At 67.9% G+C, this 25903-nt stretch carries 11 protein-coding genes, 2 tRNA genes and 2 pseudogenes; 11 read left to right on the top strand and 4 right to left on the bottom strand.

What is annotated here, in order from left to right:
• The first annotated feature begins 385 nt into the window (after positions 1-385).
• From ACIA8K_RS03455 to ACIA8K_RS03435, 5 genes and pseudogenes are all read left to right on the top strand, one after another.
• Entirely contained in the window at positions 386-3943 is a 3558-nt protein-coding gene (locus ACIA8K_RS03455; RefSeq protein WP_396054438.1) for a LamG-like jellyroll fold domain-containing protein, read from the top strand.
• A gap of 4 nt (positions 3944-3947) precedes the next feature.
• Complete coding sequence (locus ACIA8K_RS03450) at positions 3948-10523, top strand: RHS repeat-associated core domain-containing protein (RefSeq protein WP_396054436.1); 6576 nt, start codon at positions 3948-3950, stop codon at positions 10521-10523.
• Complete coding sequence (locus ACIA8K_RS03445) at positions 10520-11014, top strand: SUKH-3 domain-containing protein (protein ID WP_396054434.1); 495 nt, start codon at positions 10520-10522, stop codon at positions 11012-11014. The genes ACIA8K_RS03450 and ACIA8K_RS03445 overlap by 4 nt, the downstream gene beginning before the upstream one ends.
• Before the next feature lie 208 nt (positions 11015-11222).
• Positions 11223-11735 (top strand): annotated as a pseudogene (locus ACIA8K_RS03440) (transposase); the annotation flags it as partial.
• A gap of 12 nt (positions 11736-11747) precedes the next feature.
• A pseudogene (locus ACIA8K_RS03435) lies at positions 11748-13321 on the top strand (ISL3 family transposase).
• Between the two features lie 285 nt (positions 13322-13606).
• On the opposite strand, the gene ACIA8K_RS03430 reads toward ACIA8K_RS03435, so the two are convergent.
• From ACIA8K_RS03430 to ACIA8K_RS03420, 3 genes are all read right to left on the bottom strand, one after another.
• Positions 13607-13683, bottom strand: a tRNA-Ile gene (locus ACIA8K_RS03430).
• 107 nt (positions 13684-13790) lie between these two features.
• Positions 13791-15887, bottom strand: a complete 2097-nt coding sequence (locus tag ACIA8K_RS03425) for an MMPL family transporter (RefSeq protein ID WP_396054432.1) — start codon at positions 15885-15887, stop codon at positions 13791-13793.
• Positions 15888-16459: 572 nt separating this feature from the next.
• A tRNA-Asn gene (locus tag ACIA8K_RS03420) sits at positions 16460-16532 on the bottom strand.
• A 231-nt stretch (positions 16533-16763) separates the two neighbouring features.
• Here ACIA8K_RS03420 and ACIA8K_RS03415 point away from each other — a divergent pair.
• A complete protein-coding gene (locus ACIA8K_RS03415) occupies positions 16764-17078 on the top strand; it encodes a hypothetical protein (protein ID WP_396054430.1) in 315 nt (104 codons plus the stop codon).
• A gap of 63 nt (positions 17079-17141) precedes the next feature.
• Here ACIA8K_RS03415 and ACIA8K_RS03410 read toward each other — a convergent pair whose 3' ends face one another.
• Positions 17142-18203 (bottom strand): YihY/virulence factor BrkB family protein, encoded by a 1062-nt coding sequence (locus ACIA8K_RS03410; protein WP_396054428.1) that lies wholly within the window; start codon positions 18201-18203, stop codon positions 17142-17144.
• A 91-nt stretch (positions 18204-18294) separates the two neighbouring features.
• Here ACIA8K_RS03410 and ACIA8K_RS03405 point away from each other — a divergent pair, with 91 nt between their 5' ends.
• From ACIA8K_RS03405 to ACIA8K_RS03385, 5 genes are all read left to right on the top strand, one after another.
• On the top strand, positions 18295-20568 hold the full coding sequence (locus tag ACIA8K_RS03405) for a putative bifunctional diguanylate cyclase/phosphodiesterase (protein WP_396054426.1): 2274 nt from the start codon (positions 18295-18297) through the stop codon (positions 20566-20568).
• A 248-nt stretch (positions 20569-20816) separates the two neighbouring features.
• Positions 20817-21686 (top strand): dienelactone hydrolase family protein, encoded by an 870-nt coding sequence (locus ACIA8K_RS03400; protein WP_396054424.1) that lies wholly within the window; start codon positions 20817-20819, stop codon positions 21684-21686.
• 94 nt (positions 21687-21780) lie between these two features.
• Positions 21781-22869, top strand: coding sequence for a hypothetical protein (locus ACIA8K_RS03395; protein WP_396054422.1), 1089 nt, complete (start codon positions 21781-21783; stop codon positions 22867-22869).
• Positions 22866-24395, top strand: a complete 1530-nt coding sequence (locus tag ACIA8K_RS03390; RefSeq protein ID WP_396054420.1) for a hypothetical protein — start codon at positions 22866-22868, stop codon at positions 24393-24395. Before ACIA8K_RS03395 ends, ACIA8K_RS03390 begins: the two co-directional genes overlap by 4 nt.
• Positions 24392-25738: an AAA family ATPase gene (locus ACIA8K_RS03385; protein WP_396054418.1), complete on the top strand. Its 1347-nt coding sequence runs from the start codon at positions 24392-24394 to the stop codon at positions 25736-25738. The genes ACIA8K_RS03390 and ACIA8K_RS03385 overlap by 4 nt, the downstream gene beginning before the upstream one ends.
• Positions 25739-25903: the final 165 nt, after the last annotated feature.

Below are 25903 nucleotides of genomic sequence, written 5' to 3'. Positions count from 1 at the left end.
TCGATGGCTCCACGCCCACATCCAGCACTGCCCGGTAAACGGCATATGCCCGTGTCGCACCGAATCAGCGCCCATTCCCTGCTGAGATCACCTCAATGGCTGTTGTTCGCTCTACTCCGAGGCGCTCGGTGATTTTGCAGGTCGCTTAATGTCGGTCGATTCCGCTGATGGTGGGACTGGCGAGCCTGCTGGTGTAACGACCGCCGGTTCACCTACATTCTGTGTCTGGTTAACCTCGGAGTGTTACAGAGCGTGAAGTTAGAATGTTTTTGTCCGTTCTGTGAATACCCTTTGTAATTGCTGTTTACTTCCTGGGTATCGAAGCTCTACAGTCCCTCCGGCTCGATCTTGATCACGGGGGGACCCTGCTGTGTCACGTGGTGTCATGCTGCGCGCGTTTCGTACATCGTCGCGACGCAGGCTCGCTCTGCTGCTGTCCGCTGTGGTGGGACTGTCGCTGAATCCCTTGCTGGCTCAGCCCACGGCGGCGGCACGTCCGGAGTCCGAGGTGGAACGTGCGGCGGCGTCCGGTGAGCGGGTCGAGGTGATGTCCGAGCGCACTGAGTTCTCTCAGGTGTTCGCGGAGCCGTCGGGTGTGATGGTGATGGAGTCGACCGTGGTGCCGAAACGGGTGCGCCACGGCGACGGCTCCTGGTCGGATGTGAACCTGGAGCTGTCCGCTCGTCCTGACGGCACGATCCGGCCGGGCGCGTCTATCGCGGATGTGCGGTTTTCCGGTGGTGGCACCGGGCCGATGGTGACGCTGAACGATGCCGGGAAGACGCTTGAGCTGTCCTGGCCGGGCGTGCTGCGGCCTCCGACGGTGTCCGGTGACGCCGCGACGTACTCCAATGTGATGCCTGATGTTGATCTGGTTCTTCGGGCGACGTGGACGGGTTTCACGCATGTGCTGGTGGTGAAGACGCCGGAGGCGGCGGAAGCGGTCGCGTCGGTGACGGTCGAGGTCGGCGGTGACGCGTCGGTGGAGCGTCTGGAGGACGGCGGGCTGCGCGCGACCGTGGGCCGGACGGTGCTGGCGACGGCGGCCACGCCGGTGATGTGGGACTCGGCGCCGATGCCCGCGAACGCGCAGGCACGTGTGGCGCAGACGGTGACACCGGGTGACAGTTCGACGCCGGCGAGCCCGGGCGTGGCGGCGAACAGCGCGGCGGTGGCGACGGAGGTGACTGCGCAGGGTGATCTGCGGCTGGTGCCGGACGCGGGTCTGCTGGCATCGCCGGAGCAGCATTTTCCGTTGTTCATCGATCCGGCGTGGGACCGGAAGCCGGCGAAGTGGGCGTATGCGACGGAGAACAACGCCGACAACCCGCACACCAACGCGCGGGTCGGTTGGAACCCCGGTTCGGGCAAGAAGCATCGGTCGTTCTTCAAGTTCCCGACGCCGGACCTGGCCGGGACGTACATCCACAGCGCGCGGGTGCAGATGAAGGTCGACCACTCGTGGTCCTGTGATGACACGCCGACGTCGATGTGGTGGTCGGATGCGATCGGTATCGGGGACAGCGGTGTGCGGGTGGGGTGGGGCACGCGGCTTATCGGGGGTCTGGTCGCAGCGTCGTCGCACGGCAATGAGGCCGACGGCTGCGGTAGCAAGCAGGAAGACATGATCGTGCAGTTCCAGAACAACGCGGTCAAGAACCAGGTCCAAACCGCTGCGAAGGGCCGGTGGGCAGATCTGACGGTGGGTTTCTGCGCCTGTGATCTCAGCGGTGCGATGGAGGGTTACGCCGAGCGATGGAAGACGTTCCATCCGAACGGCGCGGTGCTGGTCGTCGAGTACGACACCCCGCCGGGCACGCCGGATTACCTGATGGTGGAGCCGAACACCTACTGCGGCACGCCGATCTCGACCGGGACGCTGACCCCGCGGCTGTATGCGTACATGCGCGATGCGGACAAGACACAGAAGCTGGCCGCGACATTCGAGTGGCGGCGGATCCCGGGGCCCGGTCAGGTCGATGACGGCACCTATCCGACGTCGTCCACGACGGTGTCGGAGCAGTCTGTGGACACACAGTCGTCGCCGGTGGCGGTAACGATCAAGAACGGCGAGCGGTACGCGTTCCGAGTCCAGACCCGGGATCCGGCGCCGTACAACATTCTCAGTCCGTGGTCAGCATGGTGCGAGTTCTACGTCGACACGACCGTCCCCAAGGCCCCGACCATCATCCAGAACTTCGGCGACCTCAGGCCGGGCGATGAGGCGTCGTTCACGATCAGCACGCCGGAACTGGACGTGACGAAGTTCCGTTACGGCTGGAAGGATTCGCCGGAGCGGGAGGTCGGGCCGACGTTGACGACGGCGGCGAACGGCACCCAGACAATGACCGCCCGGGTGAAACTGTCCGTCCGCAAGTACGGCGAGAGTATCTTCCTCGCGCAGGGCATCGACGCCACCCTCAACCGCGGCGTATTGACGAAGAGTTCGGTGGACGTGCTTGCCCCTGTGGGGGCAGTGGCGCGGTACGGCCTGCAGACGTATCCCGGGGTCGACATCGACGCGGCGTTGGGGGCCGGAACCGATAATGCGCTCACCGCGACCGGTGTGACGTGGACCGACGATGTGCGCATCATCGGTGGCAAGACCGCGACGTTTTCCGGCACGGCATCGCAAAACGTGGACAGCGGCCTGAGGCTCGACACCTCGAAGTCCTTCTCGATCGCCGCGTGGGTCCGGCTCACCGACCTGACCACCACCTCAACCCTTGTCGCCAAGAACGCACCGGCCGGCCAGACCAGCCCGTTCCGGATACGAGCGCGACCACTGAGTTCGGGTGGGAATGCCTGGTGCCTGATCATGGTCGCGGCCGCAACCTCCACGGCGGGAACCGAGGTCTGTTCCACCGCGCTCAACACCGTCAACCAGTGGGCGCACGTGGCCGGCGGGTTCGACAAGGCCGACGGCCAGATCAGGATCTGGGTAGACGGCAAGGAGACCTCGGCCTCGTTCAGCACGCCGATCACCAACGACGGCACAGTGGCCATCGGCCGCGGCACCGACGCGGTCGCCGGTGTCACCGACCGGCTACGCGGCAATGTCGCCGACGCCCTGATCTTCGCCAGGCCGCTGATGGAGGACGACTTCACCGGTAGTACCGCGGTCCGGACCGATGACGGCGAAGTCGGCACACCCGGCATCCTTGATCCGATTGAGGTCGGCTGGTGGACCTTCACCGGCGGCTACGACTGCTCGGACGAGTCGAATGAAAGGCTTTGCCAAGTCCGCGCGGATGACTCGTTCCAACGGCAGTTTCGCACGAACCTCGGCACGAAGATCGGCGAGGGCCGTGACGGCGGCAGCGCCATCTACCTCGACGACAAGATGCTCGACGGCACGCCGAACCCGAAGCCCGAGTACGGGCAGACGCAACGTAACGACGGCTCGGACAACGAGCCGGATTGGGTGTACGCGCCAGTTTTGCGCACCGATCAGTCGTTCACCGTGTCCGCCTGGGCTAAACCGCAGGACCTCGGCACCGGCGCACATACGATCCTGTCGCAGGACGGACCGGACCGTACTCCCTTCGGGCTTTCGCTTCGCCCGGCCACGGTCAGTGGCATCACCGCTGACTACTGGACGTTCTCTATGGTGCCGCCCGCCGGCATCGGAGGGGACGTGGTCACCTCGGCCGAGCCGGTCGTCTATGGCGATGCGGTCTGGACCCACGTCGTGGGTGTCTATGACGCCGCCGGCAAAGAAGTCCGCCTGTACGTCAATGGCGTTCTACAAGCAGCTACCAATAAGAACTTCGCCGTGTGGCAGGCCACTGGCCCACTGACCGTCGGCGGTGCGCTGTTCAGCGGCGTGCGGCCCGACCGCTGGCACGGCGGCATCGACGATCTACACACCTACCAGGGCGCTCTCGACGACGTCCAGGTTCTCCGCCTGTTCAACCGCGAAGTACGAACTTCGGTCGGCTGACGACATGACTTCTGTACGCAACGCCGACGTGAAACGGATGGGAAGCAGCGTGGGCAGGTCGACTCTTGGCACGGCTGGGCGACTGCTGGCGGCGACGCTCGGCACCGTCCTGGCGGGAACGCTGCTCGCCGTGCCTCCGGCGCTGGCGGTGCCGGTCACCCCACAGCCGTTGCGGGGCCAGGTGGAGCAGGTGGACGCTCACGGCGGAGAGGTCACCGGCACCCCGCCGGTGGTGCAGGTAGACACCCTGCCCGATCTGCCCGAACCGGTATGGCCGACCGCGGCATCCGCCCGGGCCGTCCTGCGGAACTCGGATCCGGCGAAGGCCGGCCGGACCCCGGTCACCGTCGCCCGTGCCGGCGGTGAGGCCGGCCGAAGCCTGCCGGCCGAACTGACCGTCGAGGTCATCGACCGCGCCCAGGTACCCGAGCAGTGGCGTGAGGGGGTCGTGCTCCGGGTCGGCGGCGCACCGGGCGCGACCACCTCGGGCACCGCGTCGGTGTCGGTGGACTACAGCGGTTTCCGGCACGCCTATGGCGCCGGATGGGCATCTCGGCTGCGGCTGTGGCAGCTGCCGCAGTGCGCGCTGACCGACGGCGACCAGTCGCGGTGCTCCCCGCGGGAGTTGCGGAGCGTCAATGACACCGCCACCAGCACCGTGAGCGCGGACGCGCCGATCGCGCCGATCGGCGGCACCGGCGCCGCGACCACCCGCGCCCAGCTCGCCGGTGACGCCGCCGTAGCGGCTCCGGCGGGGACGCTGATCGCGCTGGCCGCGGGCCCGAACGGCCCGGCCAGTGATTTCACCGCCACGTCGCTGTCACCGTCGTCGACGTGGAGCGTCGGCGGTAACTCCGGGTCGTTCAACTGGTCGTACGGGCTGACCACCCCGCCGGTGCACGCCGGCGGCTCCCCGAGCCTGGCGGTGTCGTACTCGTCGTCGTCGGTGGACGGCCGGTCTAACGCCTCCAACAACCAGCCCTCTTGGATCGGTGAGGGCTTCGATCTGGGCGTCGGCTCGATCGAGCGCCGCTATGTGTCCTGCGCCGAGGACTATGAGGGCGGGGCGAACAACACCAAGACCACGCTGACCGGTGACCTGTGCTGGCGGACCGACAACGCCACGCTGAGCCTCAACGGCAATTCCACCGAGCTGGTCTGGGACAAGGACAAGCAGATCTGGCGCAGCCGCAACGAGGACGGCTCGAAGATCGAGCAGATCGCCAAGTGGACCGAGAACGAGCGTTGGAAGGTCACCGGTACCGACGGCACGGAGTACTACTTCGGCCTGAACGCGCTCCCCGGGCAGACCGCCATCACCGACTCGGCGTGGCGGGTGCCGGTCTACGGCAACCACGACAACGAGCCGTGCCATCAGGCCGCGTTCGCTGACTCGGAGTGCCGGCTGGTCTACCGGTGGAACCTCGACTACGTCGTCGATCCCCGCGGCAACACGCAGTCGTACTGGTACGACAAGGAGACCAACTTCTACGGCACCCGCGTTACCGCGACCGCGAAACGCGAGTACGCCCGCGGCGGCACGCTCAAGCGCATCGACTACGGCACCTGGGACCGCGCAGACAGCCGCTCGACGACCCCGGTCGCGCAGGTCGTCTTCGACACCGCCGACCGCTGCCTGACCTCCTGCGGCGTCAACGCCAACTGGTACGACACCCCGCTGGACCAGGAATGCCTGCAGGCCGCCACGGAGTGCAAGGACAAATACTCGCCGACGTTCTGGACCAAGAAGCGCCTCACCAGGATCACCACGAAGATCTGGGACACCACGAAGACGACACCGGCCTGGCAGGACGTCACCCGCTGGGATCTCGACCACACCTTCCCCTCGCCAGGCGACGGCGGCGACCCGGGACTGTGGTTGAAATCCATCACCAAGTCCGGCCTGGTCGGCGGCGAGATCAAGCTGCCTCCGGTCACGTTCGACCACGAGCCGCTGCAGAACCGCGTTCTGACCCTGCACAACACCACCAACAGCTGGCAGCGACTGTCGAAGATCATCACAGAGACCGGCGCCACCACCCAGATCCGATACACGCTGCCGGAATGCACAGCTGAGAACCTGCCCGAGGCTCCCCGAAACGGCATGCGCTGTTACCCGGTGCTCGGACCGAACCCGGCCGACCCGAACGCGGACATGGTCGAGTGGTGGCACAAGTACCTGGTCGAATCGATCACCGAGACCGATGTGCACCTCGACGGTGGTGTCCAGTCCCCCCAGATGGTCACCAGGTACACCTATGGTGGCACCCCCGCCTGGCACTACGCCGACGATGACGGGCTGACCAAGGTCAACCGCAAGACCTGGAGTCAGTTCCGCGGGTACGAATGGGTCACCACCCAGGTCGGCGCGGGCACGGCCACCACCCTCACCAAGACGAAATACCTGCGCGGCATGCACGGGGACCGCGCCTCGCACATCGGCGGCACCCGCACCGTCATCTCCACCGCGTCTCTCGGTGACGAGACCGTCTACGACGAGGACGCCTTCGCCGGCATGGTCCGCGAGGCCGTCGTCTACAACGGTGTCGAGAGCCTGCCGGTGTCCAAGACCGTCCACGTGCCCTGGCAATCCCCGGCGACCGCCTCCCGCACCGTCAACGGCGACCGTGTCGAAGCCCGCTACCTGCGCAACCAGACCACCTACGCCGCCACCGCGATCGGTAAGGACGGCGCCCGTGGCTGGCGCACCGGCCGCACCCATACCGACTATGACGACACCTTCGCCACCGTGAAGTCCGAGCACTCCGAGGGCGACCTGGCCGTTACCGGCGACGAGACCTGCACGAGCTTCGAGTACAACCGCAACACCACCAAGAACCTGCTCCACCTCGTCAAACGCACCACCACCGTCGCACTGCCGTGCGGCACCGCACCGACCAGCACCGACGACATCGTCTCCGACGCGCGTTCCTACTACGACGGCGCGGACAGCGTCGACAAACTCCCGACCACCGGTGCCGTCACCAAGTCCGAGACACTCAAGAACTGGACGCAGGCCGGCGGCACCGAATGGGAGAACGCCGGGCAGACCAGCTACGACAAGTTCGGCCGGATGGAGACTGTCACCGACATCAAGGGTGGGCAGACCACGACTGCCTACACCCCGGCCAGCGGCGGCCCGACCACCAAGATCACCACTACCAGCCCGCTCAAGTGGGTCTCCACCATTGAACTCGCCCCCTACTGGGGCAGCCCCACCGTCAGCACCGACGTGAACCAACTGGTCACCACCCGCGAGTACGACGCCCTCGGCCGCTTCGTCCAGGGCTGGGACAGCGGCTGGAAGAAGACCGCCTCACCCAACACCCCCAGCGTGCGGAACACCTACGTCTACGCGCCCGAACGCAACGCGTACCCGTACATCAAGACCGAGGCGCTGCATGCCGGCGGCGGCTACCGCGTCGGGTTCACGATCCTTGACGGCTTCCTGCGCGCACGCCAGACCCAGAGCGCGGCCCTCGACGGCACCGGTCATCGGGTCATCACCGACTCCAACTACGACGAGTACGGGCGCGTCGCCAGTACCTACCAGCAGCACGTCGAGGACGGAGCCCCGTCAGGTAAGTACGCCTACGAGCCGGAATGGTCAGTGCCGGCGGTCAACAAGATCAGCTACGACCTCGCCGGCCGCACCACAGAGAACACCCTCTGGGCCGGCGACGACATCTCCAACCTCGTCAGGAAGTGGGCCACCGTCACCGTCGCTGAAGGCGACCGCACGCTGACGACACCGCCGGCCGGTGGGACCGCCGCCACCGTCTACACCGACTACCAGGGTCGCACCACCGAAGTCCGCGCGCACAACACCGCCGCGGGCGTCAACGGCTCGTACATCACCACCATGTACAGCTACAACCGCAAGGGCCAGCTCACCAAGGTCACCGATCCCGGTACGAACGAGTGGATCTTCACCTACGACATCAAGGGCCGTGAGGAGACTCGTAAGGATCCCGACGCCGGGACCTCCACCACGGTGTACAACAAGTACGGCGAGGTCGAGACGACCACCAACGGGGCCGGCGAGGTCCTCTACACCGCCTACGACATTCTCGGCCGCCGCACCGCCCTGCGCGACGACAGCGCTACCGGTGCTCTCCGCGCGGAGTGGAAATACGACACCTTGTGGAACGGCAAAGCTGCGAAGGGCCTGCTGTCCCAAGCGATCAGGTACGACAACAACAACCCCAGCCGGACGAACGTTGCCTACACCTGGGAAGTCAACAGCTACACAGCCCGTAACCAGGTCGAAAGCTCCGAGTACATCATCCCGGACGTCGAAGGCTCAGGGCTGAGGGGCATCTGGACCAGCGTTGTCGACTACGCCTCGGAGGACGGCACCCCGGAGAAGTTCACCTACCCAGGTGCCGGTGGCGTGCCCACGGAGATCGTCACCACCGAATTCCACGCCAGCAACGGCCTGCCGAACGCCCTGATGACCACGCTGCCGACCATCGGGTCATACGTCACGAACCAGCAGTACACCGCCTACGGCGAACCGACGTCCAACACGCGCAAAATCAACAACCCCGACGGTGGCAACGCCTACATCCAGAGCAACACTCTCTACGACCTCGCCACCCGGCGCGTCACCGACACCGCGATCAGCCCCAACAACGCGGGCACCGTCTCCGCCATCCACTACGACTACGACCCCGCCGGCAACATCCGCTCCATCGCCGACAACCCCGACAAGGGGACGGCGGAGAACCAGTGCTTCCGCTACGACGCTCTCCGGCGACTGACCTCCGCCTGGACCCCGAAGGCCGACCCCGAGTGCAAGGCCGATCCCAGCGTGGCGAACCTCGGCGGACCGGCTCCGTACTGGACCGACTGGACGATCGACAACATCGGCAACCGCACCGACGAAGTCAGCCACACCAGCAGCGGCGACACGACCACCACATACGCCGTCCCCGCATCGGGTCCCAACTCGGTGCGGCCCCACTCGGCCACCAGCGCCACCATCACGGCACCGCTCGCCGCACCCGTCACCCGCAACATCACCTACGACACCGCTGGCAACACCCTCACCCGGAAGGGCGTCACCGCCGGCCAAACCCTCATCTGGGACGCCGAGGGCAAGCTGGCCACCACCGTCGAGGGCAGCCAGACACATGCCAACGTCTACGACGCGGACGGTGCCCGCCTGATCCGCCGCGACGCCACCGGCACCACTCTCTACCTGCCCGGGATGGAAGTCCGCCGAGCCGCCTCCAACGGCGCCATCAGCGCCACCCGCTATTACAGCTTCGGCGGCAGCACCATCGCCTCCCGCAGCGGCCCCGCGGTCAGCGCCCTCTCCTGGATCTACAACGACCACCAGGGCACCCAGAACACCAGCATCAACGCCGTCACCACCTCCGGCACGTACACCACCACCATCCGCCGGCAAACCCCGTACGGCGAAACGCGAGGCGCCGCCGCCAGCTGGCCTAACCAGAAAAGCTTCGTCGGCGGCGACAATGACCCCAACGGCCTCGTCCACATCGGTGCCCGAGAATACGACGCCGACCTCGGTCGCTTCATCTCCGTCGACCCCATCATGGACCTGGCCGACCCCCAACAATGGAACGCCTACGCCTACGCCCACAACAACCCCATCACCTTCTCCGACCCCACCGGCCTGCGCACCGACTACTTCGACCCCTGCTGCGGAGGGAACGCCTCGGGTTCTGGCAACAGCGGCGGCACGCCAGGCGGCACCACCTCCGGAAGTGGCGGTTCCAACAATGGCTCCGGCGGTGGCGGCAACTCCGGCGGCGGCAGTTCCGGTGGCGGAACCCCCTGGTACAAGCAGGTGGGGAGCGGAATAGTCAACGCAGGCAAAAATGTATACCACAGCAGCGTTGACCCGTTCGTTGGGATCTATAACGATTTCAAAAACAAAGGCGTCGGCGTAGGCTTGATATCTACCGGCAATCTGGCATTCGAGTCAATGCATGCAATGATGTGCCTAATATGCACTCAGCTGAAAACGGACTACGCCGAAGCGTCCAAATTTATTGATGCCGCCCGCAACGGTGACGTCGAGGGAATGACCGAGGTAGTCGCCGGTAGAGGAATCGAAATCGGCCTCGCTGTCATTCCATTTATGAAACTCAAACTGCCGGTGCGTGCGCCGAAGGCGATGCCCAAGCCGACCAAAGGCCCTTCACCGGTACGCGCTGCTGACGAGGGGGCTCCGGCACCCGCCGACCCCCTTTTGGAATATGCCGACAAAGTGCGAAATAATACCGGAGTCAAGTTTGCCTCGGAGTACACATCGCCTTTAGGTGAGAAGTACTATGGTCGTAACCGACATGGAAAGCAGGCAAATGGGCCGCTAAAAAATGTGCTTGATAGGGTGGGGCATCATGGGGGGTGTGCGGAGGTGGATTGCCTGATCCAAGCTCAGGCAGCGGAAGGTCCCGGCGCTATCACGGGTGGAGATATGCGCACTGTGCAGACAAGAAATAATTCTCAGCCGACGTCCAATACGACTAATCATGGTGAACCGGCGCGCCCCTGTGGTCGTTGTGTTCGGCTGCTGGAAGATCTCCGAATCGGGTGGACCTTATGATCAACTTCGGCTCGCTCAGCCAAGATGTGCTTAGAGCACTTGATGCCTCTGGGTGGAGCGTGAACCGCGCCGTTAACACTAGGCAATGGGTAGAACCTTTGGAGAAAGAGGGCTATAGGGTGCATCCATTGGCCACAGCCGTTTTGTCTGCACTGGGAGGGCTTTCGCTTGATCCGGGAAATGCGGTTGGTCCAAATTTCGCTAATGATGAACCTTACAGTTTCGATCCACTTGCGGCCGGATCGGGTCAGCGCGCTTTGGCTTTGGAGGTAGAGGCTGTTCTTGGTGGGCATTATTTCCCTATCGGCGAATGGCTAAGCTACTCAAGCGTTTTCCTGGAATCTAGAGGAAGGGTGGTTGCTGCTGGCATGGGATGGTTCTGGGAGATGGGTTCGAGCTTCGAAGAATCTTTGGAGTTGGCGGTTTGCGCGAACCGCCCGCTGCTCTGTCTGTACTCCGATCCGGGTGTAACCCCTTGGCCGCCCGCATGATCTCCATGCCCACTCGCAGACTCCGGGTCTTACAGGTCAAAAGCCAATCGAATTGGGACGATTCCAATTGCAACGTCAGGCATGCCATAGGGCGCGTCTGATGGTTTGTCTAATTGATCGACTTCCATGTCGAGGAGTACAAAGCGACCATGACTGACGATCGGGATGCAGCCGGGCCGGTGGCGCCGGCGCGGGACGCGTGAACGGCATGATCGAGGCCGGTCTGCTCGATGACCTGATGGATCGGGTCGACGCGGGTGGGCTGGCGTTGACGGGGCAGCATGGCCTGCTGCCGGAGTTGGTCAAGGCGGTGCTGGAACGTGGTCTGGCGGCGGAGCTGACGGGGCATCTGGGCTATGAGAAGGGTGATCCGGCGGGGCGGGGAAGCCCGAACTCGCGTAACGGCCATAGTGCCAAGACGCTCGCGACCGAGGTCGGGGACGTGGGCCTGGAGGTGCCGCGGGACCGGGCCGGAACGTTTGAGCCGCGGTTGGTGTCCAAAGGTGCCCGGCGGGCCGGTGGCCTCGACGAGATGATTATCCCGTCGTATGCGGGTGGAATGACGATCCGGGACATTGGCCACCACCTGCAGCACACTTTGGGTACGGAGTTGTCGCACCAGACGATCTCGAAGATCACCGACGCGGTTCTGGACGAGGTCAAGGCCTGGCAGTCGAAGCCCCTGGAAGAGATCTATCCGATCATCTATCTCGACACGCTGAGCCTTTTCATCCTGCGTAGCGGTGGGCCTGGATGTGGTGCAGGACGAGGATGCCCCGAGTTCTCTTCGCTGGTCATCGACGAGGTGATCGATCAGGGAGAGACGGTTCTGGTTCTGGCGCGGACTGCGGAGTCACTGGCCGCGTGCCCGGAGTGTGGTGAGTCGACCAGGCGGGTGCACGCTTATCGCCGTCGCCGGCTCGCGGGGCTGCCTGCCGGTGGTCGTGGTGTGATGCTCGAGTTACGGGTCCGGCGGCTGCGGTGCGTGACCACCGAGTGTGGGCGGCGAACGTTCCGGGAGCAGGTGCCTGGGCTGACCGGCCGGTGGACTCGGCGGACCGGCCGAGTGTCCGCGCTGGTGGGTGACCTCGCGGTGGCGGTGGCCGGTCGTGCTGGTGCCGCGGTGCTGGCCAGGCTGGGTGTGCGGGTCTCGCGGTGCACGGTCCTGAGGGTGTTGATGGCGATGTCCGTCCCGGCCGGGTCGATCTCGGCGGTGCTGAGTGTCGACGACTTCGCGCTGCGCCGCGGCCGTAAATACGCGACGTTGATCATCGATGCGGTCACCCACCGCCGTTTCGACGTCCTTCCTGATCGGAAAGCGGAGACCCTGGCCGCCTGGCTGCGCGAACGTCCCGGAGTTGAGGTCGTCTGCCGGGACGGCTCCGCCGCCTACGCGGAAGGGATCCGGGCAGGTGCCCTGGATGCGGTGCAGGTAAGCGACCGATGGCATCTCTGGGCGAACCTCGCCAAAGCAGTCGAGAAGACCGTGATCACCCACCAGGGGTGCTGACATGACGGCCCGGTCCGGCCCGACCAGCCCGTCGGCGCCCGCACCCGCGAACGCCACCGGTCCGTCGACGACCTCCTCATGCAAGGCTGCGGGCTGCTCGAATGCGCTCGCCAACTCGGCTGGGCCTTGAATGGCGGGAAACGGTATGCCTGCGCCCAGACCGCCGAGGAGCTGAAACGCCCGCCCCGATGCGGCCCCACCCTCGTCGATGCGTTCCGTGACTACCTGCGCCGGCGCCGCGCCGAAGAACCCGGCGTCCCCGTCACCCACCTGCTGGCGGGATCCGCGAGCTCGGCTACACCGGCAGCGCGAATCTGCTGGTCCGCTACCTCAACCAGGGCCGCGCGGACGCTGCCCGCACACCACCGCCGCCACGCCGGCTCGTGTCATGGCTGATGACCGCGCCCGCCGACCTGCCCGCTCCCCACGCCGAACACCTGCGCGATCTACTCACCGCCTGCGGCCACCTGACTATCCTGGCCAACCGAATCGGGGAATTCGCCGGCCTGCTCACCCAACGCCGCGGCATCGACCTCGACCAGTGGATGACCGCGGTCGACACCGACGACCTGCCCGCCCTGCACAGCTTCGTCCACGGACTGCGCAAAGACCTGGCCGTCGTCACCGCCGGGCTCACCCTGCCCTACAGCAACGGCCCGATCGAAGGCGCCAATACGAAGGTCCAATACCTGAAACGGCAGATGTATGGACGTGCTGGCTTCGACCTGCTCCGTCGACGCATCCCCCTCGCGGGACTCACCGTAACCACCGTTTCTGCGCCAGAGCCGGAGTTCTGATGCCTCACATAGGCTGACGAACTCCCATCACGGTCTCTGAAGCATACGACTTGACGTCGATCGAACGTTGGACTGCGGTCTCTCGTAAAACCAGCCTAAAAGCGCAGATAGTCCGATTTGGGCGTAATATCGATCATGGAGTGGCGTAGATCTCATGAAGCGCATTGACGTCGATGACTTAACGGACCCTCGTAATGCGGGGAATGAAGATTGATCTCAATGCTTTTGCTGTCGTCGTGCCCCCGCCGGGTCGCCTGACGGGGGTTGCGAAAACGACGTTTTTGCTGGTGGGGCGGGCGGGACTCGAACCCGCGACCGAGGGATTATGAGTCCCCTGCTCTAACCGGCTGAGCTACCGCCCCAGCGCGGGGATCGTATCCCGTACGCCGCTTCCCCGGCCACCGGCAATCAGCCGGGGACCGGGGCTCTTTGATCAAGCAGTACCACGTCTATATCGGCCGAATTTCGGCTAAACAGAGATCAACCGGCCGTCCTTCTCGGGCGAATTCTCCGGGCGCCGGGACAGGCGGCTCGGCCACCAGACCCGGTTCCCGAGGTCGTGCACCAGAGCGGGCACCAGCAGCGAGCGGACGATCACGGTGTCCAGCAGTACGCCGACCGCGACCGCGGTGCCCAGCTCGGCAAGGATCACCAGCGGCACCACGGCCAGCGCGGAGAAGGTGGCGGCCAGCACCACGCCCGCGGACGTGATCACGCCGCCGGTCACCACCAGGCCGCGCAGTACGCCGGCGCGGGTGCCGTGGGCGGCGGACTCCTCGCGGACCCGGCTCATCAGGAAGATGTTGTAGTCGATGCCGAGCGCGACCAGGAACACGAACGCGAAGAGCGGGATCGACGCGTCGATGCCGGGGAAGCCGAACACGTACCGGAAGATCAGCGCGCAGATGCCGAGCGTGGAGCCGAACGACAGCACCACCGTCGCGATCAGCAGCACCGGAGCCAGCAGCGAGCGGAGCAGCAGCGCAAGGATCACCGCGATCACGGCGAGTACCAGCGGGATGATCACGTTGCGGTCCCGCTCGGTGGTCTCCTGCGTATCCAGCTGCACCGCTGTGTAGCCGCCGACAAGCGCGTCCGCGTCCGGCACCGCGTGTGCGGCCGCCCGAATCAGCCGTACCGTCTCCTCGGCCGCGGCGCTGTCCGGCTCGTCCGAGAGTGTGGCCTGCAGCTGGACCCGCCCGTCGACGACCTTGGGCGGTCCGGCCGGCGCGCCGCCCTCGCCGACGGCACGCACGCTGTCGACGGCGGCAACGCCCTCCACCGCCGCGGTGACGGCGGGAAGAGAAGCCTGGGACACGAAGATCGTGGTGGGGGAGCCGGAGCCCCCCGGGAAGTGCCGGGCGAGCGACTCCTGGCCGGTCACAGAGTCGGTCTCCGCGGTGAACAGGTCGGACTGGCCGAGCGCGGTGCCGCCGACCTGCAGGATGCCGAGCGTGCAGACGGCAAGCGCAAGCGTGGTGCCGATCCAGGTCAGGCGGGGGCGGCGGGCGACAGTGCCGGCCACCCGGGTCCACAGCTTCGAGTCCTCCGAGGCGCCGCCGGTACGCGGCCGGCGCGGCCAGAACGCCCAGCGGCCGCCGAGCAGCAGCAGTGCGGGCAGGAACGTCAACATCACGACCAGGGTCGCGGCGATGCCGACGGCGGAGATCGGGCCGAGCGCCCGGTTCGAGTTCAGGCCGGAGAAGAGCAGGCAGAGCAGGGCCGCGATGACCGTGGCGGCGGACGCGATGATCGCGGGCGCGGCGCCGCGCCAGGCGGCCCACAACGCGTCGGCGGTACGGTCGAAGCGCCCCAGTTCCTCCCGGTAGCGCGCGATCAGCAGCAGTGCGTAGTCGGTGCCCGCGCCGAAGACCAGCACGGTGAGGATGCCCTGCGCCTGTCCGTCCAGCTTCACCACGTCGTTCTTGGCCAGGAAGTAGACCGCGGTGGCGGCCAGCCCGAACGAGACCGCGGCGGAGAGCAGCGGGATGATCCACAGCACCGGGCTGCGGTAGACGATCAGCAGGATGACAAGCACCACCCCGGCCGTGACAAGCAGCAGCGTCACGTCGAGCGAGCCGAAGACCTCCTTCAGGTCCGCGCGCAGCCCGGCCGGTCCGGCCACGTGCACGGCCAGCCCGGTGTCCGCGTCCTGCACCACGGCGCGGACCGCGGTGACGATCTCGTCGGCATCCCGGGTGCTGTCCACCGGCACGATCAGCTGCAGCGCCTTGCCGTCGTCGCTCGCGCGTACGCCCGGCAGCGGCCCCACCACGCCGTCCAGCCCGGGCAGCTCCGCCGCGTCCGCGTCCGCGCGTTTCCGGTCGTCCCCGGTGATGCCCGAGTCGCGCTCGTAGACGATGATCGCCGGCGTGGTCCCCCGATCGGTGAACCGGGCCGCCTCGTCCGCGGCCCGGGTGGCCTCCGCGTCCGCGGGCAGGAACGCCGTGCTGTCCGTCGTCGAGACCTCACTGAGCTTGCCGGAGTACGGCCCGGTCACCCCGGCCACCACCAGCCATCCGACCACCACGGCGAACGCGATCAGGACCGCACTTCGGGTGCGCATGACGCCCACTCCCCAAACCGACGCAGAAAACGACGCAACGGCCCACAGGTTAGCGGCAAACAGAAACAACGCGCTCCGCCCACCCCCGAACGACGCCCCCCGAAGCACGCAGCGCCAAACTCCGCACACGTGAAACCCGCGGGTTCTCGCCCTCAAGCCGAAATCAAGTCACCCGGTCCGGCGCCACGGCCGCATCGAGGCGTCTCCAGTCCTTGAAGCCGGCCCATCCCACCCGGCGCCACCACCACACCGTGAGGTCTTCGGCCTCGAAGGCGCCCTCCGGTCCTGCCTTGAACGCGCAATCCACCCGGCGCCATGACCGCACCGTGGGGTCTTCGGCCTCGAAGGCGCCCTCCGGTCCTGCCTTGAACGCGCACCATCCCACTCGGCGCCACCACCACGCCGTGGGGTTTCCGGGGCTCGGCCCCGGACCGGTCCTGCCTTGAACGCGCACCATCCCACCCGGCGCCACCACCACACCGTGGGGTTTCCGGGGCTCGGCCCCGGAGCAGACATGGCGAGAGGCCACCCCGTCCGCGCTTTCCGCGGACAGAGTGGCCTCTGGAATCTCGCTCCCCCGATTGGACTCGAACCAATAACCTGCCGGTTAACAGCCGGCTGCTCTGCCAATTGAGCTACAGGGGATCGTGCCACCGCTCCGGACCGGCTGGGCCGTTCCCTTGCGACGCGGACAACATTACAGGAGACCCAGGGGGGTTGCGCCACCGGGTTACCGATGGGGGTACCGGCCGGTTTTCGGACATTTCAGTGACTACCGAACACGGTGCATGGTGCGGGGGCAGGATGGGTACGTATCCCCGCAGCATCACACGACAGGCGCGAGCACTGCGTCACAGTACGAGAGGAGCCGCCACCATGCGCGGAAAGCTTCTGTTCATCGGCGGGCTGGCCGCGGGGTTCGTCCTGGGCGCCCGCGCCGGCCGGGAGAAGTACGAGGAGCTGCGGGTTCAGGCCCGTAAGGTTCTGGATCACCCGACCGTGCAGGAGGCCACCGGCGTCGCACAGGCGCAGGCGACCAAGCTGTACAGCGAGGGCAAGGACAAGCTGGCCAACAGCAAGCTCGGCGAGAAGCTGTCGACCACGTCCACCAGCTCGACCACCCCCACGTCCTCCCTCACCGCGACGGACGACACGTTCGCCGGTACCCGGAGCAGCAACTCCACGATCTGACACATCGCGGTAGACATGAAGAAGGGGTTCCCCGAACGGGGAACCCCTTCTTCATGTCGGCGGTCAGTGCTTCTTGACCTTGCGGTCGTCGCGGAGCTCCAGGAACGGCTCCTTGTCCGCGGGCGTGCCGGACGCGATCGCCCGCCGCCGCTCCAGTTCGGCGTCGAACTCCGCGCCGAGCAGGATCGCGATGTTGGAGATCCACAGCCAGACCAGGAACACGATGACGCCGGCCAGCGTGCCGTAGGTCTTGTTGTACGACCCGAAGTTCGCCGCGTAGAAGCCGAACGCGGCGGACGCGACCACCCAGAGCAGCACGGCCATGACGCCGCCCGGGGAGACCCAGCGGAACCCGCCGGTCTTCGCGTTCGGCGAGGCCCAGTAGAGGACCGCGAACATCAGGCTCACGATGACCAGCAGCACCGGCCACTTCACGATCTCCCAGACCGTGACCGCGGCGTCGCCGAGTCCGATCGCGGACCCGACCGTGTCGGCCAGCCCGCCGCTGAAGACCACGATGATCGCGCAGGCGACGAGCATGACGCCGACCACAGCTGTCACGCCGACCCGGATCGGCAGCGTCTTCCAGACCGGGCGGCCCTCGGGCACCTCGTAGATCGCGTTCGAGGCGCGCATGAACGCGCCCACGTACCCGGAGGCGGACCAGAACGCGGTGAGCAGACCGAGGATCGCGACCAGGCCGGACGACGTGTTCGCCTCCCCGAGCTGTCCCACCATGCTGTTCAGCAGGTCGCTTGTCTCGTTCGGGAGCAGCGGCTCCACGCTTGTCACGACGCGGTCGAGCGTGTCGTCGCCGAGCAGCCCGAGGACCGCGGTGAGTACCAGCAGGCCGGGGAAGATCGACAGAACGCCGTAGTAGGTGAGCGCGGCCGCCCAGTCCGACAGGTTGTCGTCCTGGAACTCGGTCACGGTGCGCTTCACCGCGTTCCACAGCGAATTGCCGCTCAGCTCCGCCGGGCTGTCCGGGCCCTCGTCGGGCGCGGCGGGCGCCGTCGACTCCGGGTCCGCTGCACTCGACTCGTGGTCCGCTGCGCTCCGTACCGGCTGCTCCTTGTCGTCTTTGTCCTTCTTGTCCTCGTTACTGTGCCGGTGCAGCAGCGACATCGCTGTCCTCCCTCTCTACGTACCTCCCCGTCTGACTGCCCTGAGCAGCGAAAATCTAACCCCGGGCAGACCGGTGCCGACCTGTGCGGGCATGACTCGAGCCCGGCGGACCGTCACGATCGCGGCCCTCGTGGTGCTCGTAGCCGGGCTCTCGGCCGGTCTGCTGCCCGCGGCCGGAGGTGCACCGGGCCGGGGCCTGTCCTCGCTGCTCACGCTCGTGGTGGTGTGGACCGCGGCCGTGCTCGGGCTGCGCGCGGCAACGCGTGCCTCGCACCCGCGCAACCGGATCGGCTGGCGCCTGCACAGCGTCGCGTGCCTGTTCTGGTCGGTCGGCCCGGCCAGTTGGGCCTGGTACGACCTGGTCGAGGGTGCGTCTCCGAAACCGTCGCCGTGGCTGGTCGTCATCCGCCTGGCGTTCTTCGCGCTGATGTTCGCCGGGCTGTGGGGCATGTCGCGGGCCGCCGACCCCCGGGCTCGGCTGCGGATGGGCCTGGACGCCGTGGTCGCGGCCGCGGCGGTGTTCATCGTGGCGTGGGGCGGCATCTTCGGCGAGATCTGGTGCCGGTCGGGTTCGGGCCGGGCCGGCGTCGCGTTCGGGCTGACGTACGCGCTCAGCGACATGGTTTTGTTGATCTTCCTGGCGGTGCTTGTCGCCTCCGAGTTCCCGCCCGGCCGCCGGAGCGGCCCGCTGCTGCTGATGTCGAGCCTGACCGTCCTCACGGTGGCGGACGCGACGTTCGCCTACCGGGTGCTCTACGAGGGCCTGCCGTTCGACGCGCTGAACCCCGGCCTGTGGACGATCGCGTTCGCGTTCTTCGGGCTGGCCGCGCTTAGGTACCGCGGCGCCACGGTCCGCCGGGAGCCCGGCCTGACCTCCAGGTTCGCGGTCTACGGGCCGTACCTTCCGATTTTCCCCGCGGCCGTCACGCTCACCGTGCAGATCGCCTCCGGACGGGCGCCGCACGCCGCGGAGATGGCCGGCCTCGTGGTGCTCTTCACCGCGATCCTGATCCGCCAGGTGTTTGTGCTCGGCGACAACCGGGCGCTGCTGCGCCGGCTCGCGGCAAGCGAACACGGGCTGCGGTACAAGGCGACCCACGACTCGCTCACCGGCCTCGGCAACCGCGCGATGCTCACCGCACGCCTGCAGGAGTTGCTGCCCGCGCCGCCGAAGCGGCTCGGCCTGCTCTTCCTCGACCTGGACGACTTCAAGGAGGTCAACGACAGCCTCGGCCACCCGGCCGGCGACCTGGTGCTCACTACTGTCGCGGCGCGGCTGCGCACGGTGCTGCGGCGCGCCGACACCGTCGTCCGGCTGGGCGGTGACGAGTTCGCAGTGCTCATCGAGGACTTCGACGGCGACCCGAAGGCGCTGGCCCGCCGGATGCTTGAACTCTTCCAGGAGCCGTTCGAGCTCGGCGACCGGCGGATCGCGCTCGGCTGCAGCGTCGGGCTGGTCGAGGTCGAGGCCGGTGACGCGCGCTCTGCCACCGAGCTGCTGCGGGACGCGGACGTCGCCATGTACGCGGTCAAGCGCGGCGGCAAGAACAACGTCCAGCTGTTCAACCCGGGCCTGCACCACACCACGTCCGAGGAGCTGGAGCTGCGCGCCGATCTGGTCCGTGCGCTCGATGCGGGGCAGCTGCACGCGGCGTACCAGCCGATCTGTGACGTCGCCACCGGCGAGATCCGCGGCTTCGAGGCGCTCGCCCGCTGGACGCACCCCACGCTCGGCCCGGTCCGTCCGGACCGGTTCATCGCGATCGCGGAGCGCGCACACCTCAGCCGGCGGGTGACCGCGGCCATGCTTGACAGCGCGCTCGGCGACCTGCACGGCTGGATCGAGGCGGGCGCGCCCGCGCACCTCAAGGTCAGCGTGAACGTCGGCGCGGCCGAGATCAGCGACCCGGACCTGCCGAATCGGCTCCGGGACGCGCTCGCCAGCCGCGGCCTGCACGGGCACAACCTGGTCGTGGAGATCACCGAGACCGCGCTTACCGACGATCCGGACTGCGTCGTCACCGCGATCCGGCGGATCCAGGCGCTCGGCATCGGCCTGGCCATCGACGACTTCGGCACCGGCTACTCGTCACTGGCCCGGCTCAACCGCTTCAACGTCGAGTCGCTCAAGATTGACAAGCAGTTCGTGGACGACCTGGGCACGCCGCGCGGCCGCGACATGATCGCGGCGCTTGTCGCGCTTGCCCGTTCCTGCGGGATGGCCACGATCGCCGAGGGCGTCGAGCAGACCGTGCAGTGGGACGCGCTGCGCGACCTCGGCTGCGACCAGATCCAGGGCTACCTGGTCTCGCGGCCGGTCCCGTCCGGCGAGGTGCTCCCGCTGATCGCGGCGCGGGTCTCCTGACAATCGATCGTCCCGCTTCCGCCGGGGTCCGGCCCCGCGTGCTCCCGCGGGCCGCCGGATCCGTGGGTGGTCCGGCGCAGGGCAATACGCGACGCAGGGCACGACCCGACGCGCGGGTGATACCCGGGCGAGACAGGTGATTTCGCCGATGCGTGCGGTCCGCTCCCGCGCGCACTGTTATCGATGTCCATCGAATCGCGGCCGCCCCCGAGCTGCGGTTCTCGCATCGAGGCAGGGAGTACAACGACGTGCAGAAGCCACGATTCCTGAGCGCGGCCGTCCTCGCGCTCGCCCTGGTCGCCGGCAGTCTCGCCGGTGCCGCGCCGGCGTCTGCCGCGGCCGGGCCGTACGAGCGCGGCCCCGACCCGACGAATGCCAGCGTCGAGGCGCTCCGCGGGCCGTTCGCCACCGCCGACATCAGCGTGTCCTCGCTGCTGGTGAGCGGGTTCGGCGGCGGCACCATCTACTATCCGACGAGCACGGCCGAGGGGACGTTCGGCGCGGTCGTGATCGCGCCGGGCTTCACCGCGTACCAGTCGAGCATCGCGTGGCTCGGTCCGCGCCTCGCATCGCAGGGCTTCGTGGTCTTCACCATCGACACGATCACCACGCTGGACCAGCCGGACAGCCGGGGCCGCCAGTTGCTTGCCGCGGCCGACTACCTCACCGGGTCCAGCTCGGTGCGGAGCCGGATCGACGGGAGCCGGGTTGCGGTGGTGGGCCACTCGATGGGCGGCGGCGGCACGCTCGAGGCGGCGCGCAGCCGGCCGGCCCTGCAGGCGGCGATCCCGCTTACCGGCTGGAACACCACCAAGTCGTGGTCCTCGCTGCGGGTGCCGACGCTTGTCATCGGCGCGGACGGCGACACGGTGGCGCCTGTCGCCACCCACTCCGAGCCGTTCTACACCACGCTGCCGTCGTCGCTCGACAAGGCGTATCTGGAGCTGAACAACGCCACGCACTTCACGCCGAACTCGTCGAACACCACGATCGCGAAGTACAGCATCTCCTGGCTGAAGCGGTTCGTGGACGACGACACCAGGTACAACCAGTTCCTCTGCCCCGGCCCGGGTGTGAGCCTGAGCGTGGAGGAGTATCGGAGCACTTGCCCGTTTTAAGACGTAAATATCCATAGACGTGGCGTGCCGTACATTTGTGCGACACGCCGCGTCTCTTCCTGGCATTCCCGCCACAAGGTTGTACTTTGCTCGGATGGCGCAGACCAGCACGCCAGACGCCCGGCTCGACCGGCTTCGCGGCCCGGCGGCCCCCCGCCGCCACAACGCGCGCACGATCGCCGCGCTCACCGGAAATCCGGGCTGCACCCGCCGCGCGGTCCTGGACGGCGCGGGCGTGGACAAGATGCGGGTGGCCGAGCACATCGGCTTCCCCGGCCGTTTCGGCCAGTCGTCGTTCGCGATCGTGCGCGGCAACGTGTTCGAGGCGCGGCTCAAGGCGAACGAGGGCGAGGCGCTCGTCGGACTCCTCGGCGTCGATGTCCCGAAATATCTGGACCTTTCGGGTGGGCCCAAGGCGTCGAACGAGGAGCGGTACGCCCGTACCCTCGAAGCGTTGAAGGACAACCCGGACACCCTGCTCGACCACCCGATGCTGCGGCTCGAGATCGCCGGCCGGCGCGTCTACCTGGAGCCGGACCTGGTCGCCTTCCAGCTCGACGACAAGTACCACATCGTCGAGATCAAGTCGTTCCCGGTGATCGACGAGCAGGCCGACCCGGGCAAGGTCTCCGCTGCCGCCACCCAGGCCGCCGTCTACGTGCTCGCGCTCCGGGAGGCGCTGGCCGAGGCCGGGCGCGACCCGGCGACCGTCTCGCACGACGTGCTGCTCGTCTGCCCGAAGGACTTCTCCAACCAGCCGGTTGCCAGCATGATCGACGTGCGCCGCCAGCTCTCCGTGCTGCGCCGCCAGCTGTCCCGGATGGCCCGCATCGAACAGCTGCTCGACCAGCTGCCGCCCGGCCTCACGTTCGACCTGGAGGTCGGCGACGACGGCGAGCCCGCACGCGACCCCGACGCGCTCACCGCGGACATCGAGGCCGTGCCCGCCCGCTATGCGCCGGACTGCCTGGCCACCTGTGAGCTGTCGTTCTTCTGCCGCAGCGAGGCCCGCACCTCCACCGCGGTGCTCGGCCGGTCCGTGCGCGAGGAGCTGGGCGGCATCGAGGACGTGCAGACAGTGCTGGCGCTTGCGCACGGCACGATCGAGCCCACCCCGGAGCAGGCCGAGGCCGCCGCGATGCTCCAGGCCGCCTATCGACTCCGCGCGGAGCTCGTGCCGTGAGCACGCTCACCGCGCTTGCCAAGGCGCAGGCGGTCGCGGCGGGCAGAGCACAGAAGATCGCCACGGTACGGCACGCGCACCTCTCCGACCTGCCGCTGGTGTTCATCCCGCTGACCATGGCCGGTGAGGCGAACGCGCCGCTCGCGGTCATGGTCGGCACCGACGAGAACGCCCCCGAGCTGCTGATCGTGCCGCAGCCCCGGGACCGCGGGCTGCGCTTCCAGTTCGCCGCGCGGCTCGCCGAGGTGCTGCTGCCGTACGCGGAGGGCTTCTGCTCCGCCACCGAGGCCGTCCCCACCGACCGCAAGCGCGACGTCCGCTACCGCTATCTCGAAGCGCCGCAGATCATCGTGCCCGCACCGGCCGGCATCGGCTTCGTCCGGCTCTTCGGGCGGTCCACCCGCTTCCGGCGCACCGACGGCGACTATCCGGTGCTCCCGACCGTACCCCTGCTGGGTCGATGGTTGACGTTCTTCGCGGAGCGGGCGGAGCAGCCCGGATCGTCGATGCTGCTCTCGCTCACCGAGCTGCTCTCCGCGCACTGGGCGACCGGGCAGAGCGGTCATGAGGACGCCCACCTCGGGTCGCTCGTCAACTGGATCGCGCCGCCGCCAGGCATGACAGGTGCACAGGCCGCGCGGCTGGCCGAGGACCCGGACGTGTGCCCACCGGCCGGCCCGGCGACCGATCCGGGCTTCGACAACGACGTGCTCGGCCCGGCCATGGACATCTACCGGGCCGCGGCCGAGTCAGGCGATCCGGAGGCGGAGCGCGCGGCGTACCAGGAGCTCGAGGATCTTCTCCACGGCCAGCTCGCGCCCACCTGGGAGCTGATGTGGCGCGGCCTCCGTGTCATGCGGGCGATGCCGCCGGGCGCGTCCGTCGAGGCACGGTGGGCGCAGGACCGCGACGTGTTCAGCGACTTCTCGCTCTACGTGCAGGGCGGCGGCGCACCCCAGGCGAGGCGGGACGGCGCGGTCGCGGCCGCCACCCGGCTGCACAAGCTGGAGCGGGCCGGCCAGTCGTACGCGATCGAGCGCGCCTTCGACGACCCGCTGATCATGGCGGAGCACCGGCTGGGCGGTGAGGCGATCGTCGGCGAGGTCACGCTCGCCGCGCCGGACCGGGTGGACGACACCGGCAAACGCCCGGTCCTGCGCCCGCGGATCCAGGTCGTGACCACAGATCCGGTGCTCTTTCCCGAGGGTACGACGCTCGTCTCCCCGTCCAAGCCGCAGCAGAAGGCCCGCGTGATCTTCGTGACGCCGGTCGAGGACGGCGACAAGACCGAGGTGGTGCTCGAGCTGAACGGGGGCATGGGCCGCGGCCTGCGCGCGCCGGCCGGTAGCGTGCCGGAGGTGGGGGAGCGGATCACGTACACAAGCCTCAGCCTCGGTTACGCGCCGCCTGGCACGTTCCCGTCCCGCGAGGAGACGCCGTGGACGCACGGCGGCCCGCCGCAGTACTCGATCGCCGACGACCCGCTCGACCAGGGTGATCACGCGGCGACCGAGGACTGGTCGTGACCGCTCCCGGCACTGCTGCCAACGCGGTCGTCGACGCGGTGCTCGCTGATCTGGGCAAGGGTTCGCACCGCGGCGTGGTTGTCGACTCGCCGCCCGGAGCCGGCAAGTCCACGCTTGTGGTGAAGGCCGCGCAGGTGCTTGCCGCGGCCGGTGAGCAGCTGATCGTCATCGCGCAGACGAACGAACAGGTCGACGACCTGATCGACAGGCTCGCGGTCGCGGCGCCGGACCTGCCGATCGGGCGGCTCTCGGCCGGCGACTACCGGGCGTCGGAGCGGGTGCAGCAGCACCGGTCGGTCACTGTCGGCGCGAAGATCGGCGACGTGGCGCAGGGGTCGGTGATCATCGCCACGGCCGCGAAGTGGGCCACCGTCGCGGAGGGCTCCTGGGCCTGGGCGATCGTGGACGAGGCGTACCAGATGCGCTCCGATGCCCTGTTGCGGGTGGCGTCCCGGTTCTCCCGCGCGTTGTTCGTGGGCGACCCCGGTCAGCTCGACCCGTTCTCCACAGTGGAGTCGGCGCGCTGGACCGGACTGACCTGGGACCCGATGCTCAGCGCGGTGAACGTGCTGCTCCGCCACAATCCGGACCTGCCGGTCCACCGGCTGCCGGTGTCCTGGCGGCTGCCCCCGTCCGCGGCGGAGGTGGTCGCGCCGGCGTTCTACCCGTTCACCGGCTTCCGCGCCGGGACCGAGCCGGGCGACAGGTCACTTGTGCTCGACGCCGGCCCGGCCCGCTCCGGCACCTCGCTCGTGCCGGATCCGGACGCGGTGGACGCCGCCGTCGCGCAGGCCGCCGCGACCGGCTGGGCGCTCTACGAACTGCCGGCCCGGCACACCATCCGCACCGACGGCGAGGCCGCTGCCGCCTGCGCCGCGCTCGCGCTGCGCGTGCTGGAGGCCAGCGCGGTAGCGGTCTCTGAACGCTCGCGGGACGGTGCCCCGGTCGACGCGGGCCGCATCGCGATCGGCACCGCACACCGCGACCAGGCCGCGGTCATCCGCAACCTGCTGCGCGGCACGCCCGGCGAGACCATCACCGTGGACACCGCCAACCGCCTCCAGGGCCGCGAGTACGACGTGACGATCGTGCTGCACCCGCTCTCCGGCCGACGCGACGCCACCGCGTTCCACCTGGAGTCCGGCCGCCTGTGCGTGCTCACGTCCCGGCACCGGCACGCCTGCATCGTGGTGGCCCGCGCCGGCATCCCGGACCTTCTCGACGCCCACCCGTCGACGGACCCGGTGCACCTCAACGTGCCTGTCAAGTTTCCGGACGGCTGGGAGGCGAACCACTCGATCCTGGCGCACCTCACCACCCATCGGGTGATCGCACCGCGTTGATCAGAACTTGGCACGCGTACCGTGCCAACTCGTGTTCGTGGATGTTTCCCCGCCGGGGGCATTAGGGAATCGCGCCCATTGTCCGGCTTGGGGGACTCCGGGGAAAAGCGCAACCCGGGCCGGACCTGTAGCCTGCCCTGGGGTCCGCGATCGGACACTCGTCTT

It is taken from the genome of Catenuloplanes sp. NPDC051500, assembly GCF_044454585.1.
Lineage (GTDB): Bacteria > Actinomycetota > Actinomycetes > Mycobacteriales > Micromonosporaceae > Catenuloplanes.
The sequence above is the reverse complement of the archived record's forward strand: the minus strand, read 5'-3'. Positions and strand labels throughout refer to the sequence as shown.